At 43.7% G+C, this 15,442-nt stretch carries 13 protein-coding genes and 1 tRNA gene; 3 read left to right on the top strand and 11 right to left on the bottom strand.

Going from position 1 to position 15,442, the window contains the following annotated elements; translation table 11 throughout:
* Positions 1-138 precede the first annotated feature (138 nt).
* Positions 139-1,845, bottom strand: coding sequence for a hypothetical protein (locus tag FEF09_RS05030; protein WP_146304105.1), 1,707 nt, complete (start codon positions 1,843-1,845; stop codon positions 139-141).
* A 1,293-nt stretch (positions 1,846-3,138) separates the two neighbouring features.
* A complete protein-coding gene (locus FEF09_RS05025) occupies positions 3,139-5,673 on the bottom strand; it encodes an ATP-dependent Clp protease ATP-binding subunit (protein WP_146304104.1) in 2,535 nt (844 codons plus the stop codon).
* 195 nt (positions 5,674-5,868) lie between these two features.
* Here FEF09_RS05025 and FEF09_RS05020 point away from each other — a divergent pair, with 195 nt between their 5' ends.
* Together FEF09_RS05020 and FEF09_RS05015 are read left to right on the top strand one after the other, a co-directional pair.
* Entirely contained in the window at positions 5,869-6,243 is a 375-nt protein-coding gene (locus tag FEF09_RS05020) for a hypothetical protein (protein WP_146304103.1), read from the top strand.
* A 104-nt stretch (positions 6,244-6,347) separates the two neighbouring features.
* Positions 6,348-7,256 (top strand): ribonuclease Z, encoded by a 909-nt coding sequence (locus tag FEF09_RS05015; RefSeq protein ID WP_146304102.1) that lies wholly within the window; start codon positions 6,348-6,350, stop codon positions 7,254-7,256.
* Positions 7,257-7,335: 79 nt separating this feature from the next.
* Here the strand turns inward: FEF09_RS05015 and dapA are convergent, their stop codons facing one another.
* Both dapA and FEF09_RS05005 read right to left on the bottom strand, forming a co-directional pair.
* Positions 7,336-8,214, bottom strand: coding sequence for a 4-hydroxy-tetrahydrodipicolinate synthase (gene dapA / locus FEF09_RS05010; RefSeq protein ID WP_146304101.1), 879 nt, complete (start codon positions 8,212-8,214; stop codon positions 7,336-7,338).
* A gap of 101 nt (positions 8,215-8,315) precedes the next feature.
* A complete protein-coding gene (locus tag FEF09_RS05005) occupies positions 8,316-9,269 on the bottom strand; it encodes an acetyl-CoA carboxylase carboxyltransferase subunit alpha (protein ID WP_012794201.1) in 954 nt (317 codons plus the stop codon).
* 118 nt (positions 9,270-9,387) lie between these two features.
* Here FEF09_RS05005 and FEF09_RS05000 point away from each other — a divergent pair.
* Positions 9,388-9,461, top strand: a tRNA-Asp gene (locus FEF09_RS05000).
* A gap of 99 nt (positions 9,462-9,560) precedes the next feature.
* Here the strand turns inward: FEF09_RS05000 and FEF09_RS04995 are convergent.
* The 7 genes from FEF09_RS04995 to FEF09_RS04965 all read right to left on the bottom strand — a co-directional run bounded on the left by FEF09_RS04995 (position 9,561) and on the right by FEF09_RS04965 (position 15,214).
* Positions 9,561-10,865 (bottom strand): MvaI/BcnI family restriction endonuclease, encoded by a 1,305-nt coding sequence (locus FEF09_RS04995; RefSeq protein WP_146304100.1) that lies wholly within the window; start codon positions 10,863-10,865, stop codon positions 9,561-9,563.
* Complete coding sequence (dcm, locus tag FEF09_RS04990; RefSeq protein ID WP_146304099.1) at positions 10,831-12,060, bottom strand: DNA (cytosine-5-)-methyltransferase; 1,230 nt, start codon at positions 12,058-12,060, stop codon at positions 10,831-10,833. The genes FEF09_RS04995 and dcm overlap by 35 nt, the downstream gene beginning before the upstream one ends.
* A gap of 326 nt (positions 12,061-12,386) precedes the next feature.
* Positions 12,387-13,040: an NAD(P)H-binding protein gene (locus FEF09_RS04985; RefSeq protein WP_261387336.1), complete on the bottom strand. Its 654-nt coding sequence runs from the start codon at positions 13,038-13,040 to the stop codon at positions 12,387-12,389.
* 12 nt (positions 13,041-13,052) lie between these two features.
* Complete coding sequence (locus FEF09_RS34685; RefSeq protein WP_146304349.1) at positions 13,053-13,214, bottom strand: 2TM domain-containing protein; 162 nt, start codon at positions 13,212-13,214, stop codon at positions 13,053-13,055.
* A 90-nt stretch (positions 13,215-13,304) separates the two neighbouring features.
* Positions 13,305-13,892, bottom strand: coding sequence for an NAD(P)H-dependent oxidoreductase (locus FEF09_RS04975; RefSeq protein ID WP_146304098.1), 588 nt, complete (start codon positions 13,890-13,892; stop codon positions 13,305-13,307).
* Between the two features lie 75 nt (positions 13,893-13,967).
* Positions 13,968-14,558 (bottom strand): Crp/Fnr family transcriptional regulator, encoded by a 591-nt coding sequence (locus FEF09_RS04970; protein ID WP_146304097.1) that lies wholly within the window; start codon positions 14,556-14,558, stop codon positions 13,968-13,970.
* A 323-nt stretch (positions 14,559-14,881) separates the two neighbouring features.
* Positions 14,882-15,214, bottom strand: coding sequence for a hypothetical protein (locus FEF09_RS04965; RefSeq protein WP_146304096.1), 333 nt, complete (start codon positions 15,212-15,214; stop codon positions 14,882-14,884).
* Between the last annotated feature and the right edge of the window lie 228 nt (positions 15,215-15,442).

Genomic DNA, 15,442 nt, shown 5'->3' with positions numbered 1-15,442 from the left:
CTCCTGTTAAATAAGATTCTTATTATTTCCTGATGATGTACCAGTTAACACCATCAGTCTGTACTGTAACGAAAGTCCAGTCGTTGTAGATCATATAATCAGCACCACCTTCGATGGTACCTGCAGCTGGCTGGATCTTTACGGAGTTGTTGATATCTCCTGTACGATCTTCTTGATAGTATAGATACGACCAGCGATAGCAACAGAAGGCGCAGGCAGTGTGATGGTCAGAGAACCACTTGTTGCGTCAGCCAGTACTGTGTTATCGGTATCGTTGATTGTATAAGATGCAGTTGTTCTGTAGATTCTCATCTGCACCGAACCATTCACCTGCAGTGTTGAATTGGCCGGAGCGTTGGTACCTACGGCTACGCCGGCAGCGAAGCTTTTGTTACCCGCGAAGCTCTGGTTACCAGTTGACACCACACCTCGTTGAGCAGCAGTATGAGAAGCGTCTACTGCGCTTGCGTTAGGCAGATTGAATGATACATCGTTTGCAGTTGCCTGAATATCGAAGTTTGTACCTACGCTATCAGTTTTGAAATTCACGTTCACGTTATCAGTTGCACCGGTACCTGCATTGATTGTACGGATTGCTTTTGCGATAGCGTCGAGATCAAAAGGTCTTTTGGTCACTGTGCTACCTTCACGTACCAACACATCATAAGATGTGGCAGTGGCCGCGTTTGCAACTGTAGTCAGGTTTAAAGTACCATTGAGGGTTGTTCCGTTGGTTACCGCCAGTGTGTTCAGGGTAGTTCCACCAGTTACAGTAAGGTTGTTACCTAAGTTGGTAGCACCGGTTACACCGAGTGTACCGCCTACTGTGGTAGCACCAGTCAGTGTGGAAGTACCAGCTACAGACAGGTTATTACCCAGTGTAGCAGCTCCGCTTACATCCAGAGTATTAGCTACGGTAGTTGCACCGTTGAAGGTCTTATCACCACCAAAAGTTTGTGCACCAGTGGTTACGATACCTGCTTGTGCAGCGCCGGCAGCAACGAGTTCCAGTTTATAGCTGGCAGTCGCTGCATCATAAGTGATACGGCCACCTCTATTTACTTCAGCAGCAGCCACAGTAGTGATAAAGTCAGCGATGGTCATATTGCTGCCGCTGGACAGAGCCTGCAATTTATCCCAATCAGATTTTTTCAGGAAACCGTAGGTAGCAGTAGTAGATGGCGCCAGGATCGGTGCATTTACAGTAACTTCACCAGTTGCCACATTTTCAGTCACGTTGAATGCTGCGTTTGCAGAATCAGCGGTAGTTTTGATGTTGTTGAACAGGGTGTTGAAGGCGGTCTGCGGTAATGTTCTTTTAGCTACGATACCGGCAGCGCTCAACATAATCACTTCTAAAGTGGTGTTGTCTGCATTAACTGCAGAGAGTTTCACCTGTCTGTCAGCCTGTACGCCGATTGCTTCTACGCCATTCGTACGGATGGACAGTGGCTGTGCATCAGAAGTACCGATGTAGTCCGTTGCAGTGGTACCTGCATTACCTTTCAGGCTCCAGTTAGCCAGTGCATCTGCAGTACTTGCTATCTTCACCCAGGCACCTGCTTTTCTCATATAGATACCTTCGGTGGTAGCACTACCACTTGCCAGGTATACAACCATTCCATCTACGACATCAGTTCCGATGGCGGCGTCGATAGCTGTAAAGTTTGGCACTCTTGGCAGCAAGAGACCCTGCTTGGTACTATTCAGCTCGAGAATAGCTGATTTAGTGATCTGGGAAGGGTTGTCACCAATCTTCATCTGAGCGTTGGCGGCAGTAGCTGCCAGCGTGATGCCACCAGCCAGAACGAGTGTACGGGAAGTGTTGCGTATAACTGATTTCATAGTATAGGGATAGATAGATTTTATGATTATGCTATTAAATAATTGTTGTGATGTAATTGCAAACTAAACCCAACATGAGTAAATCATGCACATTTACAGGCTGATAGTTTAATTTGAATAAACTACACAGTCTGATCACCCGCGTTTGCCAGGCACTTCAGTCTTTCAGTAAAAATGTCAGGTTAAAAAAATGTGGATGTGCTTATTGTTCACATGTCTGTTTACGAAACGATTTATGCAGATGCTAAGTGAAACAACCTTAGCAGTATTGTATAGTGCAAATATCTAATATTATTAACATTCGTGTTATGACATGAACGTATGATTTTGACTTACAATTGAGTTTTATATAGGGTTGGTTATCATTTGTTTATTTTTCAAATATATGAGGAGCACTGATTACCATATCCCGGAATTCAGGGATATAGCAGTGAGGTAACACATTCATGTTATATTTAATGCAAGTGTCAGGTAATCATTGTTGTATCATATACTTATATGAGTGTAATGGTGGGTTTGGCTTGCTGGTTAAGATAGCTGATTTTGGCGGGCGGGCTGCGGGGTTTAAGTGTTAGTTGATGTTGATTAAGTCTCTTATCGGGGATGGCTGGCTGCGGTTTGAGGTGGGACGCCGGGCTGATGCCCTTTTTCGAGGGATGCTATGGGGCGGCGGGGGGCGTGTTGGGCGATGGGAGGTGGATTATACGTTGTCAGGCGGTCAGGATCTCAAAGGGCTAAGGCCCTTTGTCTCCACCTCAACCCCTCCGCTGCTAGTGTCTGATGCTTAGGGAATAGTCGTATGTTAATACTGTTGCCTATCTTCTTTTCTGCCATTCGGTTATTTGTTTATCTCTATCTTTCTACTGTCTACTGGTGCCTAATCTGTTTTCTATTATCTGCATTCCAGTTACCGATATTTCTTCTACCTGGCTATCTACTACCCTGTCTATTCGGCTGTCTATATTTTACCCTATTCGTCTTCTATTTTCTTCATTATAGCTTGCTATATTTCTTCTACTTACCTATCCTACATTTCTGCTTATCCAGCTGTCTATCTTTTCTTATTCTCTTCTACTATTTACATTTTAGCTAACTATATTTCTTCTACTTATCTATCTATCTATACTTCTGCTTATACAACTGTCATCTTTTAATTATCTGTCTTCTACTGTCTGCATTCCAGCTACCTATATTTCTACTACTTATCTATACAGGTATCTTCAGGTATAAACAAAAAAATCCCGGACTTACGCCCGGGATCTTTATCAAAACATTTCTATCAACTATGGCTTATTATGCCTCTGATTTTTCGGATTTGTTACTCTTTGGAGAGTTCTTTAAAGTGAAGATCAGTTTCTGATTTTCCTTGTCCAGATCTGCAATGAGGACGTCTCCGTTATGGATGTTCATATTCAGGATTTCCTCTGCCAGTGGATCTTCCAGATATTTCTGGATGGCTCTGTGCAGCGGACGTGCGCCGAACTGTTGGTCGTAACCTTTCTCTGCGAGGAAGCCTTTGGCTTCTTCTGTCAGTTCCAGGCTGAAGCCAAGGTTCTGCAGACGTTTCAGTACACTCTGCATAGTGATATCTATGATGGTATAGATATGCTCTTTGCTCAGAGAGTTGAATATGATAACATCATCGATACGGTTCAGGAACTCAGGAGAGAAGGTACGTTTCAGTGCTTTTTCAATTACTGATTTTGTATTGTCTTCTTCGCTGCTTGCTTTTGCGGAGGTAGTGAAACCAACGCCTGCACCGAAATCTTTCAGCTGACGTACACCGATGTTAGACGTCATGATGATGAGGGTGTTCTTGAAATCCACCTTACGACCCAGACCGTCGGTCAGGATACCATCGTCCAGCACCTGTAACAGGATGTTGTAGATGTCCGGGTGAGCTTTCTCGATTTCATCCAGGAGGATTACAGAGTAAGGTTTACGGCGAACTTTTTCAGTCAGCTGACCACCTTCTTCATAACCAACGTATCCCGGAGGCGCACCAATCAGACGGCTTACGGAGAATTTCTCCATATATTCACTCATATCGATGCGGATGAGGCTATCTTCTGAGTCGAACATATAACGTGCGAGGGATTTTGCCAGCTCGGTTTTACCAACCCCGGTAGGACCAAGGAAGATGAAAGTACCGATTGGTTTCTTAGGATCTTTCAACCCTACCCTGTTACGCTGGATCGCCTTTGTAACTTTTGAGATGGCTTCGTCCTGACCAACCACAGCGCCTTTCAGGTCTTCACCCATGCGGCGGAGTTTTTCAGTTTCAGCCTGTACCATGCGTTTAACAGGGATACCTGTCATCATGCTTACTACTTCTGCGATAGCTTCTTCGTCGATCGGATAACGTTTGTGCTTCACTTCTTCTTCCCAAACGTTCTTTGCCTTTTCCAGGTCTTCTCCGAGTTTCTTTTCAGTATCGCGTAATGCAGCAGCTTCTTCAAAACGCTGGCTTTTTACGACTTTATTTTTTTCCTGCTTGATATCTTCGATCTGTTTTTCAAGGTCGAGGATGTTCTGCGGAACATTGATATTTTTCAGGTGTACTCTTGCGCCAACTTCATCCAGTACGTCGATCGCCTTATCAGGTAACAGACGGTCTGTCATGTAACGGTCGCTGAGTTTAACACACGCTTCGATCGCATCCTGAGAATAGCTTACGTTATGGTATTCTTCGTAACGTGGTTTGATGTTATTCAGGATCTGAATAGTTTCATCCACGGTTGGAGGTTCTACCATTACTTTCTGGAAACGACGGTCTAACGCGCCATCTTTCTCGATGTACATACGGTACTCATCGAGAGTAGAGGCACCGATGCACTGGAGTTCTCCACGAGCCAAAGCCGGTTTGAAGATGTTGGAAGCGTCCAGGGAACCTGAAGCACCACCTGCACCAACAATGGTATGGATCTCGTCGATGAACAGGATCACATCACGGTTCTTTTCCAGTTCGTTCATGATGGCTTTCATCCTTTCTTCGAACTGTCCGCGATATTTTGTTCCTGCTACCAGCGCCGCCAGATCAAGGCTTACCACGCGTTTGTCAAACAGTACACGGGACACCTTACGCTGTACGATACGCAGCGCGAGACCTTCCACGATAGCTGTTTTACCCACACCCGGTTCCCCGATAAGGATCGGATTGTTCTTTTTACGGCGGGATAATATCTGCGATACACGCTCGATTTCCTGCTCGCGACCAACAATAGGGTCTAAGCTGCCACTCTCGGCCAGCTTGGTAATATCCCTGCCGAAATTATCCAGCACAGGGGTTTTGGACTTGGTATTGGTCTGTTTGGCCTTGGAGGCAAAGCTCTTACGCTCATCTTCAAACTCCTCTTCTCCAGGATCATCAAACTCTGCCTTGGGATCGGCTGATTTTACGAAGCCCAGTTCGTTTTTAAAAGTGTCGTAATCCACGTCAAACTGTTGTAAGATTTGTGTACAAACGTTTTCTTTATTCTTGAGGATTGAAAGCATTAAATGCTCGGTTTCCACGGTTGGGCTTTTGAGGGCTTTTGCCTCGAGCACGGTAACACGTATAACCTTTTCTGCCTGCCTTGTAAGCGGTAGACTGTTGATATTGGCAATATTTTTTCCTGTCTTATCTTTTACGGCCAACTCAACCTCTTTACGAAGTTCATAAAGGTCTACATTTAAGGCCTGCAGAATTTTAACAGCTGTCCCTTCCCCTTCTCGAATTATGCCTAGCAGCAGGTGCTCTGTGCCGATGAAATCATTTCCCAAGCGTAAAGCTTCCTCTCTGCTAAACGAAATGATCTCCTTTACTTGCGGTGAAAAATTCTGGTCCATTGTGAGAATATTAAATTATTAAAACCCTTACGGGGACTTGCTTATACAATATTAGCAAATAATTTTGATTTACCTTTACCCTAACACTTTAATAGTACAAGTGTACAATTGAGGGCTGTTAAGTAAGAAAGAAGGCTGTTATTTGGCAGGATTCCCGATTACTTATTTACTAACTTATAAAAGAAAATCTTACTTATGGAATTCAAAATTGATACCAAAGAAAAAATCCTGATCGTACAGCCTCAAATTACGCAACTGGATGCTAATTTGTCAGCCGGGTTTACCAGGGAGGTATCAGAATTACCAGGTCTGGATGGACGTAACCTTATACTGGACATGGCCTTAGTGGAAAAAGCCGATGAGGAAGGGATTAAAGCCATTTTAACAGTATATCACCAGCAGTATGACAGCGGACTGTCCTGCGCTGTAACCGGCCTTAACAGCACTTTAACAAATGACCTTAAAATTGCCGATGAAACGGCGTATAACCTCGTCCCTACGATGTCTGAAGCCATTGACATGGTCATGATGGAAGATCTCGAAAGGGAATTATTGCAGGATGAGGAATGATTTTTTCCCTGCACTCACATTGATGCCATATTTTTCCGGAATGTGGAATTCAATTCCATTTTCCGGAATAAATAAGGATTTTTGGTAAATATTTTTTTTCGTTCATGTTTGCAGTCACCATTTTAGGTAATAACTCAGCTCTTCCCACGTTAGAAAGACATCCGACGGCTCAGATAGTGACATGTAATGATCAGCTGATACTGGTGGATTGCGGAGAAGGCACACAATTACAGTTTGCGCGCTATAAGATCAGAAGGAGCCGCCTGAGATATGTATTTATCAGCCACCTTCACGGAGATCATTATTTCGGCCTTATCGGGCTTATTAACAGCCTTAGTCTGCTTGGACGGCAGGACCCCCTGACGGTGTTTGGTCCGCCGGAACTCGAGGCTATTTTACAGCTCCAGATGCAATGCTCAGGTACCATCCTGCAGTTTGAGTTACAGTTTGTACCGCTGCTGGAAGAGCATCAAGGTGTTATTCTCGAAGATAAAGATCTGAAGGTCAGCTTCTTTCCCACTCAACACCGTATTCCCTGCTATGGATTTATCTTTGAAATGCAGAAACGCAGGCGTAAGATCATTCCGGATCAGGCCAAGGCTTATGAGATACCAGCCGCTTATTTCAGTAAATTACAGCAAGGCGCTGATTATCAGCGTAAAGATGGTTTACTCGTCAAGAATGACTGGGTTACGCTGGCGCCGCCTCCGGGTAAGAAGTATGTGTATTATGCAGATACCCGTTTCGCTGAGGACCTGATCCCTTTCGCCAAAGATGCAGACCTTGTCTACCATGAGACGACCTATCTGCACAATCTGGCAGAAAGGGCGGCCGAAAGGTTTCACAGCACAACTGTGGAGGCAGCCACCCTGGCATTAAAAGCGAATGCACACCGGCTCATTATAGGGCATTTCTCTTCGAAATACACAGACCTGACACCATTTGAGGCAGAATGCCGGGAAGTATTCCCTAATTCCGATCTGGCACTGGAAGGCGTCAGTTATATCATCTGATCAGTCAGTATACCTCATAAAACAAAGATCCCCGTCCTGCCAGGCAGAACGGGGATCACTATTTTTACCAGTTATTGGTTTACTTGTAGTTTTTGTTGAAAGCAGCGATACGGCTTTGCAGACCAGCGCTTACCGGCACTACCGGCAGGCGGAATACATTTTCGATCAGGCCACCTTCTGCCATGAATGCTTTTACACCGGCAGGGTTGTTCTCTTCGAACATCAGATCGAAGGAATCCTGCAGTTTGTAATGCAGTTCACGCGCTTTTACGTTATCACTGGCCAGCGCAGCCTTCACCATGTCAGCTACATCCTTTGCGAAGTAGTTAGCTGCCACAGAGATCAGTCCGTCCATACCGGTTGCGATCTGAGGGAATGCCAGTGCATCGTCACCGCTGACAACCAGGAAGTCCTTTGGTTTGTCTTTGATGATCTGCATACACTGCACCATATCACCGCTGGCTTCTTTCATAGCCACGATGTTGCCTACCTCTTTCGCCAGGCGCAGGGTTGTCTGCGCTGTCATGTTACGACCTGTTCTGCCAGGTACGTTGTACAGGATAATCGGTTTGGGGGATGCTGCCGCAACGGCCTTATAGTGTTGGAACAATCCTTCCTGGCTGGGCTTACTGTAATAGGGAGCAACGCTCAGTACAGCAGCAGCTTCTTCCAGCGGACAGGTTTCGAGTCGCTTGACAACGTCGCGGGTATTGTAGTCACCAATGCCTACAACCACCGGTACGCGTTTATTTACCTTTTCGAAGGTAAATTTCATAATGTCCAGCTTCTCTTCTGAGCTAAGTGTAGGAGTTTCTCCGGTGGTCCCCAGGGATACTACGTAGTCAACCCCGCCGGAAATCACATGATCAATCACTTTCTCCAAAGCATTCCAGTCGATGCTTTCGTCTTTTTTAAAGGGCGTAACCAGTGCCACACCGGTGCCTTTCAATTGTTCCATATTGAGTGTAGATTCCAGATAACAAATTCCAAATCGCCCTCTTTATCAATCGTAAAGAGGTGCAAAGATTATAATTTGGAATGGTATAAAACGAAATATTTTTAGCGTTCTTCAAAAAAGCCCATGTTGCTGAACTTATCGATACGCTGCTCGATACGGGTATCGGCGTCGATCTTTTTCAGTTCTGCCAGGGTATCCTTGATCTTCTTCTTGAGAATATCCGCCATTTCGTCCGGATTCACATGTGCGCCACCCAGTGGTTCTTTGATGACACCGTCCACGAGGCCAAAGCGGCTCATATGGTCGGAAGTCAGCTTCAGTTCTTCGGCAGCTTTCTCCTTAAAGTTCCAGCTACGCCAGAGGATTGTGGAGCAGTTTTCTGGCGAAATCACTGTATACCAGCTGTTTTCCAGCATCAGGATCCTGTCGCCGATACCGATACCCAATGCACCACCGGAAGCACCTTCACCGATAATGATACAGATAACCGGCACCCGTAATTTTACCATTTCGAAAATATTGCGGGCGATGGCCTCACCTTGTCCGCGCTCTTCAGCTTCGAGACCAGGATAAGCACCGGGAGTATCTATCAGCGTAACAATAGGCTTGTTGAACTTTTCTGCCAGTTTCATGAGGCGAAGCGCCTTTCTGTAACCTTCCGGGTTAGCCATCCCAAAGTTGCGGATCTGACGCATTTTGGTATTTATCCCCTTCTGCTGACCAATGAACATGACAGTTTCACCATCGAGCTCAGCGAAGCCGCCGACCATGGCTTTATCGTCTTTCACATTCCTGTCGCCGTGCAGCTCCACGAAATTGGTACACATCTTCTCGATGTAGGCAAGCGTATAGGGCCTATCGGGATGCCTACTGAGCAGTACCTTCTGGTAACTGGTCAGGTGGTCGTACACTTCGAGGCGGGTATCAGCGATTTTCTGCTCATACTCCTTCACGGTAGCTGTAACGTCTACACCTGACTTTGCGCCATTCTCCTTCAGTTTTGCCAACTGATCATACAGGTCCTCAATAGGTTTCTCAAAATCCAGGAATTGCATATTTGTGTATAAAATTGGTTAAAGTACGCTGTAAAGATAAACGCTAAAATATTTTTTAAAAAAGATTTGCATAATTGATTTGTTTGTTGCTATCTTTGCTGCCCCGAAAACAAGGGAAGGATCAGTAGTTCAGTTGGTTAGAATGCCGCCCTGTCACGGCGGAGGTCGCGGGTTCGAGTCCCGTCTGGTCCGCAGAAAAAAGCTTCAGGTTGTAAAGCCTGAAGCTTTTTTGTTTATAGCAAATCTCCGTTGCACATTCATTATCACACTTTTCTTCCCTACTTCTGATGCTTATTTCAGCTCAACAATTTCACTATTGTGATAAAGATTGCTTAAATATTGTGATCTGATCCTGAACTGACTCCGTTTCTTTATTGCAGGTTTCGTCGAAGCATTCTCCATTTTGATGCCTGGATCATAGTATATATGCCCCAAAGCCATTTCTTTTAAGAATAACTGAAAGTCTGTACCCGTTCCTAAAATCACCTTGCTGGCATACTTATAAACCTTGTTCTCAGTGGTATTTGAAAGTGAAGGCACATAACAGGCCTGATTGTGCTTCTTATTCCAATGTAAAAGCATTGATGCAAAACTCCATGATGCTGCGTCGTTGCCATTCTGGTCAATCAGCGCAATACGCCCGTTTGCATTTCTTATTTTCCCGGTGGCAGCATCAAAACCAATCAGCTGCATTTCAAGATTTGTTGCTTTATTCCTGACACCTGCTTTATGAGTGCCGCCAAAGTTAATACGGTCCTGCCTTCCTGTCTTATCAGCGTAACCATATCTATTCAGGAATTCTTTCACCCCCTCATCCTTATAGATGCCATTGGTTGGCTCAGGCGTCATCAGGGTAATTACAGCGGAATTAACGCGTGTCAATGCGGTTACTCCAAACTGTTTTATCTCCCACCCTAAATAGTCAGGTTCTGAATAGCCATTAGGTTTAATCCCTAATTCAGCCTCTAAGGTATAGCCGCCACAATTTGAAGATTCGCAAGGCAAAACATTTCCATTCCTATCGAGTCTTTTAGAAGTTATCCAATCCAACTTGTGAATACGTAATAATTCTGCGAGCAATTTTTCTCTGTTATTGACCACCTGCGGCAATTCAATCACCTTGAAAATGCCATGTCCGGTTATCTGCGGCTGTTTGTTAAACTCATCGGCGATGCCGGCATCCGGAGCTGCTACATATCCGAGAACGGTTCCATTTTTCCCGACTCCAAAAAATAACAGTCTGCCGGCTAATCTTTGTGTCATTAGCTCTGACGGCGGATTATCGCAGCCCAGGAGAAAGCCTGAAAACCTTACTTCCGGATATTTGGGATAAAGTATAAGTTGTGCATTGGGTGCAGGATAAATATTCCCGTCCTCCCCTATCCAGCCGAAATTGATGGAAGCTTTAAAGCGTTCCTTTTTCCAGTCGCCAGCTGCTTCGGTTGTAATTGCGGAAATTGGAAGAATATTGACAACCTCAAAACTGCCGCCTAAATAGACCTGGTTTTTTGAATTATCGTTTGGCGAAAGTACTTTGACATAAATCTTATTACAGCCATTATCAGCAAACAGCTTTTTGAGATTCTGCAGGTTCATTGATTGCTAATAATGTTTTGACTAATTGTTTACCAACAGCCTGGATAAGCGGTACAGTCACCGAGTTTCCAAATTGTCTGTAAGCCTGATTATCTGAAACCGGAATAATAAAGTCATCCGGGAAACCTTGCAACCTTGCACATTCTCTCGGCGTCAGACGTCTTGGATTAATGCCATTCTGTGGAATCAGAATCTCAGAACCATCCTTATAATATCTTGCAGAAATAGTTCTTGAAATACCGTTTAAATCTGTCAATCCAAAACCAAAACCATTTCCCTGCGCTTTATGTTTAGCTGCATAATTCTGCAGATAACTCCACAGTTTATCACTCAGGGTATACTTGCTTTCTATTTCTTCCTCAAGAATATCTCTCATTTTCACGCTTGGTTCCGGCAATTTAGGGAACTGGAAATTTTCCTTCCCTTTAAATTGTTCATCCCTGAAACCAACAATGATGATCCTTTCTCTATGTTGAGGCACATAGTGTTTGCCATCCAACACCTGAAAATGAATGGTATAACCCAATTCAGTGAGTGTATTTTTTATTACTTTGAATGTATTCCCCTTATCATGCGAAACAAGGTTTTTTACATTTTCCAACATAAAAGCCGAAGGCTGTTTATGCTTCAGAATTCTTGCGATGTCAAAAAATAGAGTACCCTGTGTTTCATCTAAAAATCCATGCTTTCTGCCTAACGCATTTTTTTTGCTTACACCTGCAATTGAAAATGGCTGACAAGGAAACCCTGCTAATAAAACGTCATGGTCAGGAATATCATTCTCATCAATTTTAGTGATGTCTCCAAATGGTACTTCACCAAAATTAGCCTCATAAGTTTTCTTTGAAAAGTTGTTCCACTCGCTTGTGAACACGCACTTACCTCCCAGATTCTGATACGCGAGTCTTATACCACCAATTCCTGCGAACAAATCAATAAATCTGAACTTAGGCTTGTCTTTAGGAGGAAAAGGAACGTCAAATTTCACTGGCACATGCAGCTGCTTTGTATCTTCTGCCACCGGCGATAACGCACTAGTCAATATTTTCAGATAATCTGCTGCGAAAGATTCAAAATATGGAGAAGCTTCATTTTCGGGATTCTGCCAGTAATGTGTCAGATGAGCAAAACCGTCATTTAAATGTTTGTCAACTTTTATATTGAGCTTTTCCTTTATACTACTATATGTTGCCATTTCCTACTATTAGATTACATTCAATTTCCTGTATGCAATATGCTAAATTTTTTGGTATTTTTTATGCCCCAACCGTCATGCAGATTACCCGTTATTGATAATAATTTGCATACCATTCCCTTTGCTCCCGGAGAAAATGTCCATGAACAAATTTTAAAGTAGAGCAATTACTGTCTGTTTGCAGAATTTCGATGAGTTCGCTGGCAGGGCTGTTAAAACCGCAAAGATACATAGAAAAACATATAATACCGGGCAAGGGACTGCGGCCTTTTGCAAAAGCTGTTATTCGTTTTGGGAAAAGGTTGTCTCTCCACTACTCACTATTCCTAAAAAGTAAAAATCTCCTCCAATATTATCACATGCTTCCCTCTTCCCACCGCTCCCGGCGCCTTTGCTAATTTCTCCGCCAGCAAAGAAGTCTCCAGCGGCCGGAACCGCTTCAATATTCCCAGGCGGTTCAAAAATTTCAATATCCTTCCAAATACATGTTCCCCTGCCCTGTCCGTATCCTTCCTTAACAACATCCCCGGCTTAAATATCACATACTGGTCAAATGCAAGGCGATCAATATCCTCCTCCAGCTGCCCCTTCATTTTCGAATAAAACACCTTACTACGGGCTGAAGCTCCATAAGCAGACACCAACACCGCTTTCTGAACACCATTACGCTTCGCGATCTCCGCAAACTTCAAAGGGATCTCATAATCAATATGCCACTGTTTCTCTTTTGAGCCTGCTGTTTTTAGTGTGCTGCCCAGACAAGAGAACCATACGTCTCCCTTTATGAAGTCTGATACGGCTTCCAGTTTATCAAAATCGGTTATGATCTCTGTCAGCCTGGAATGCCTGATACCGGCGGAACGACGTACAAATATTACGACCTCAGTATAAGCAGGATCCTGTAAAAGGACTTGGGTCAGGTCTTTTCCGGTTGCTCCGGTAGCCCCGATGATCAGCGCTTTCATATTATTACTTTTCAAATCAGGATTCAATTAAATATAACTCTTTTTAAAAACAAATACACCCAGATAGTGGAACAATACACCTGTTGCCCAGGGAAATGAGCTCCATGCCGGCCATGGATATGTAGTATCGGTCACGTACCATATCAACCATACCAATGGTGTAACTAACAGGAAAACGAGTAAATGAATCCTGAAAGCCTTTTAGGATGAAGGTGTATAGCGGAAGTATATTTCATATTGTGTTTCATAACTTTAATTTATTGTTTGTTTGTGATGGATTTATTTAAACTGTCTTCCTAATTGTTCTACTTTCTTTAACCAGCTATTACGCAGTTTTTCAGTTGATTTTCTTATGAATCCAAAAGTTGAAAACCGGATAGGATCGAAGCCCACATATCCAAAGACGACCGACTTCAGAATCTGATATTGTGATGCGCGATAGATCAGGTAGAACCACCATTTTGGCGTATCCATTGTTACCAGTAAGCGCATGCTTTTTCCTTTCAGGAGTTTTTCAGGGAAGGTTTTACCTGACTGATGTTTGAATGCAAATCCGGGTAGCAATACCCTGTCTATAAAACCTTTTGCCAGCGCAGGCATAAAACCCCACCAGTTTGGATAAGCCATCACAACATGGTCAGCCCATTGTATGAGCGCTTGTGATTCAAGCAGGTCTTTTTCCATCGACATTGCTTCGCCGTTTTTATAGCCATCTGCAAGATTTACATCAAAATGCAGTTTTGATATGTAGATGGTTTTGTGATTGGCTCCGACACTTTCCGCACCTTTACGATAGGCATCAAGCAGTGCATTACAGAAAGAATTTTCTGAAGGATGACCGAGTATAAGTAAGATATTCTTTGCCATTGCAGTTTGTTTTAAGTTGATACTGCAAAGCTCCGGTATAAGTGAAAGGGGGACCTGACGCAAATGCGTCAAAAACTATTTATGGGCTAATTTCTGGCGGATACGGGTCAGTGTTTGTCGCTCAATACCGAGGTAGCTGGAAAGGTGAGATAATGAAACTCTGTTGAATAACAAGGCGTGATGCTCCGCGAAATCAAGATAACGTTCCTCGGCAGTCTGAAATACAAAGCTTTCAATACGCGCCTGTTGCCTTTTTAAAATCTCTTCTGCAATGAGGCGACCATACCTTTCAAACTTCGGACATTGCTGGTATATCCATTGCAGGTCATCAAATGAAAGGCAGAAAAATGTAGTCTGCTCGATGCATTGAATAGTATAACTACTGGGCTTGCGTGTAATGAAAGATGGATAATGCGTTGCGTAATCACCTTCTGCGTAGAAACCGACATTGATTTCATTGCCATTCAGATCGACAAAGAAAGAACGGATCAATCCCTGGGTAATAAACCCTAAAGCTTTCTGGACTTTACCTGCCTGAATAAAAAGGTCTTTTTTATCCAGTTGCTGCAACGTGAGTTTTGAAGCAAACAGAGACAGTTCTTCATCAGTCAGATCGGGACAGATTGCCTTAATGGAATGTAAATATATTTGAATATCTGTCTGCATGGTTCAGTTGTTTAATCTCCCAGGTATAGCAACAATTGTATGGGTCCTGTATCAAGTAAATATAACACTTACCAGACTGTTGAAAAAGTTCTCCCGGTCATTCAGGTGATATATACCCTGTTTATACGGGCTGTACACCTTATTTACCGGTCGTATACATGCTCCATAGGTGGACTTGATCAGGTGATGCCTTCCGGGTGAATAATTACCGTGTAATGAGACCATAAGCGCAGAAACAGTCCATTTATACAATAGAGAGACGGCTGCAGAACAAGCCTGTAGAAATGACAAGATATCGGGAAGTAACATTCAATGGTATTTCATCAAAATAATCGCTGCGGCAAAATAACTTTACTCTCTTTGCACATCAACTGGTGCCCCTGTGTATATACACTATCTGCTGAAAGGTTTTGGGATAATCTCAATGGATTAGGGTAAGTAATATGATGAATGCGCTTGTACATCAACGGAGGCATTACAGCAATAATATCAGCAGCCATGTATTGTCTGTTACAGGAAGGACGGTCTTTAGTCATGCCTGTCACTTGTACTGTTACTATGAGTGTTCCTTTTCCTGATACATTCACCGCGATATCAGTACCGGTAAAGGGTCTGGCTGCATCTATTGTGAGCGGGTATATTTCCGTTCCGGTCACCTGATTGGTCAGGAAATCAATGCGGGTTGCAATTACTTTTACATCCCAGAATAAGATGTCTTTATACTGCGTGAAATCCTGTGGCGGTATATGTAAGACGCCGTCACCGGATAATACAGGGCCATAGCAAAAAAGCGGTCTATACCGGCATGCCGGTTAAAGCTGAAGCCTTTTAATACCCTGTGATCAGCTGCTGCTGGCCCCAATGAGCAGTTTATTCAGACGGTT

The sequence above is a fragment of the Chitinophaga pinensis genome (genome assembly GCF_007896845.1).
In the GTDB taxonomy this organism is placed as follows: Bacteria; Bacteroidota; Bacteroidia; order Chitinophagales; family Chitinophagaceae; genus Chitinophaga; species Chitinophaga pinensis_C.
Note: the sequence above shows the minus strand (reverse complement) of the source record. Positions and strands in the feature narration are given on the sequence as shown.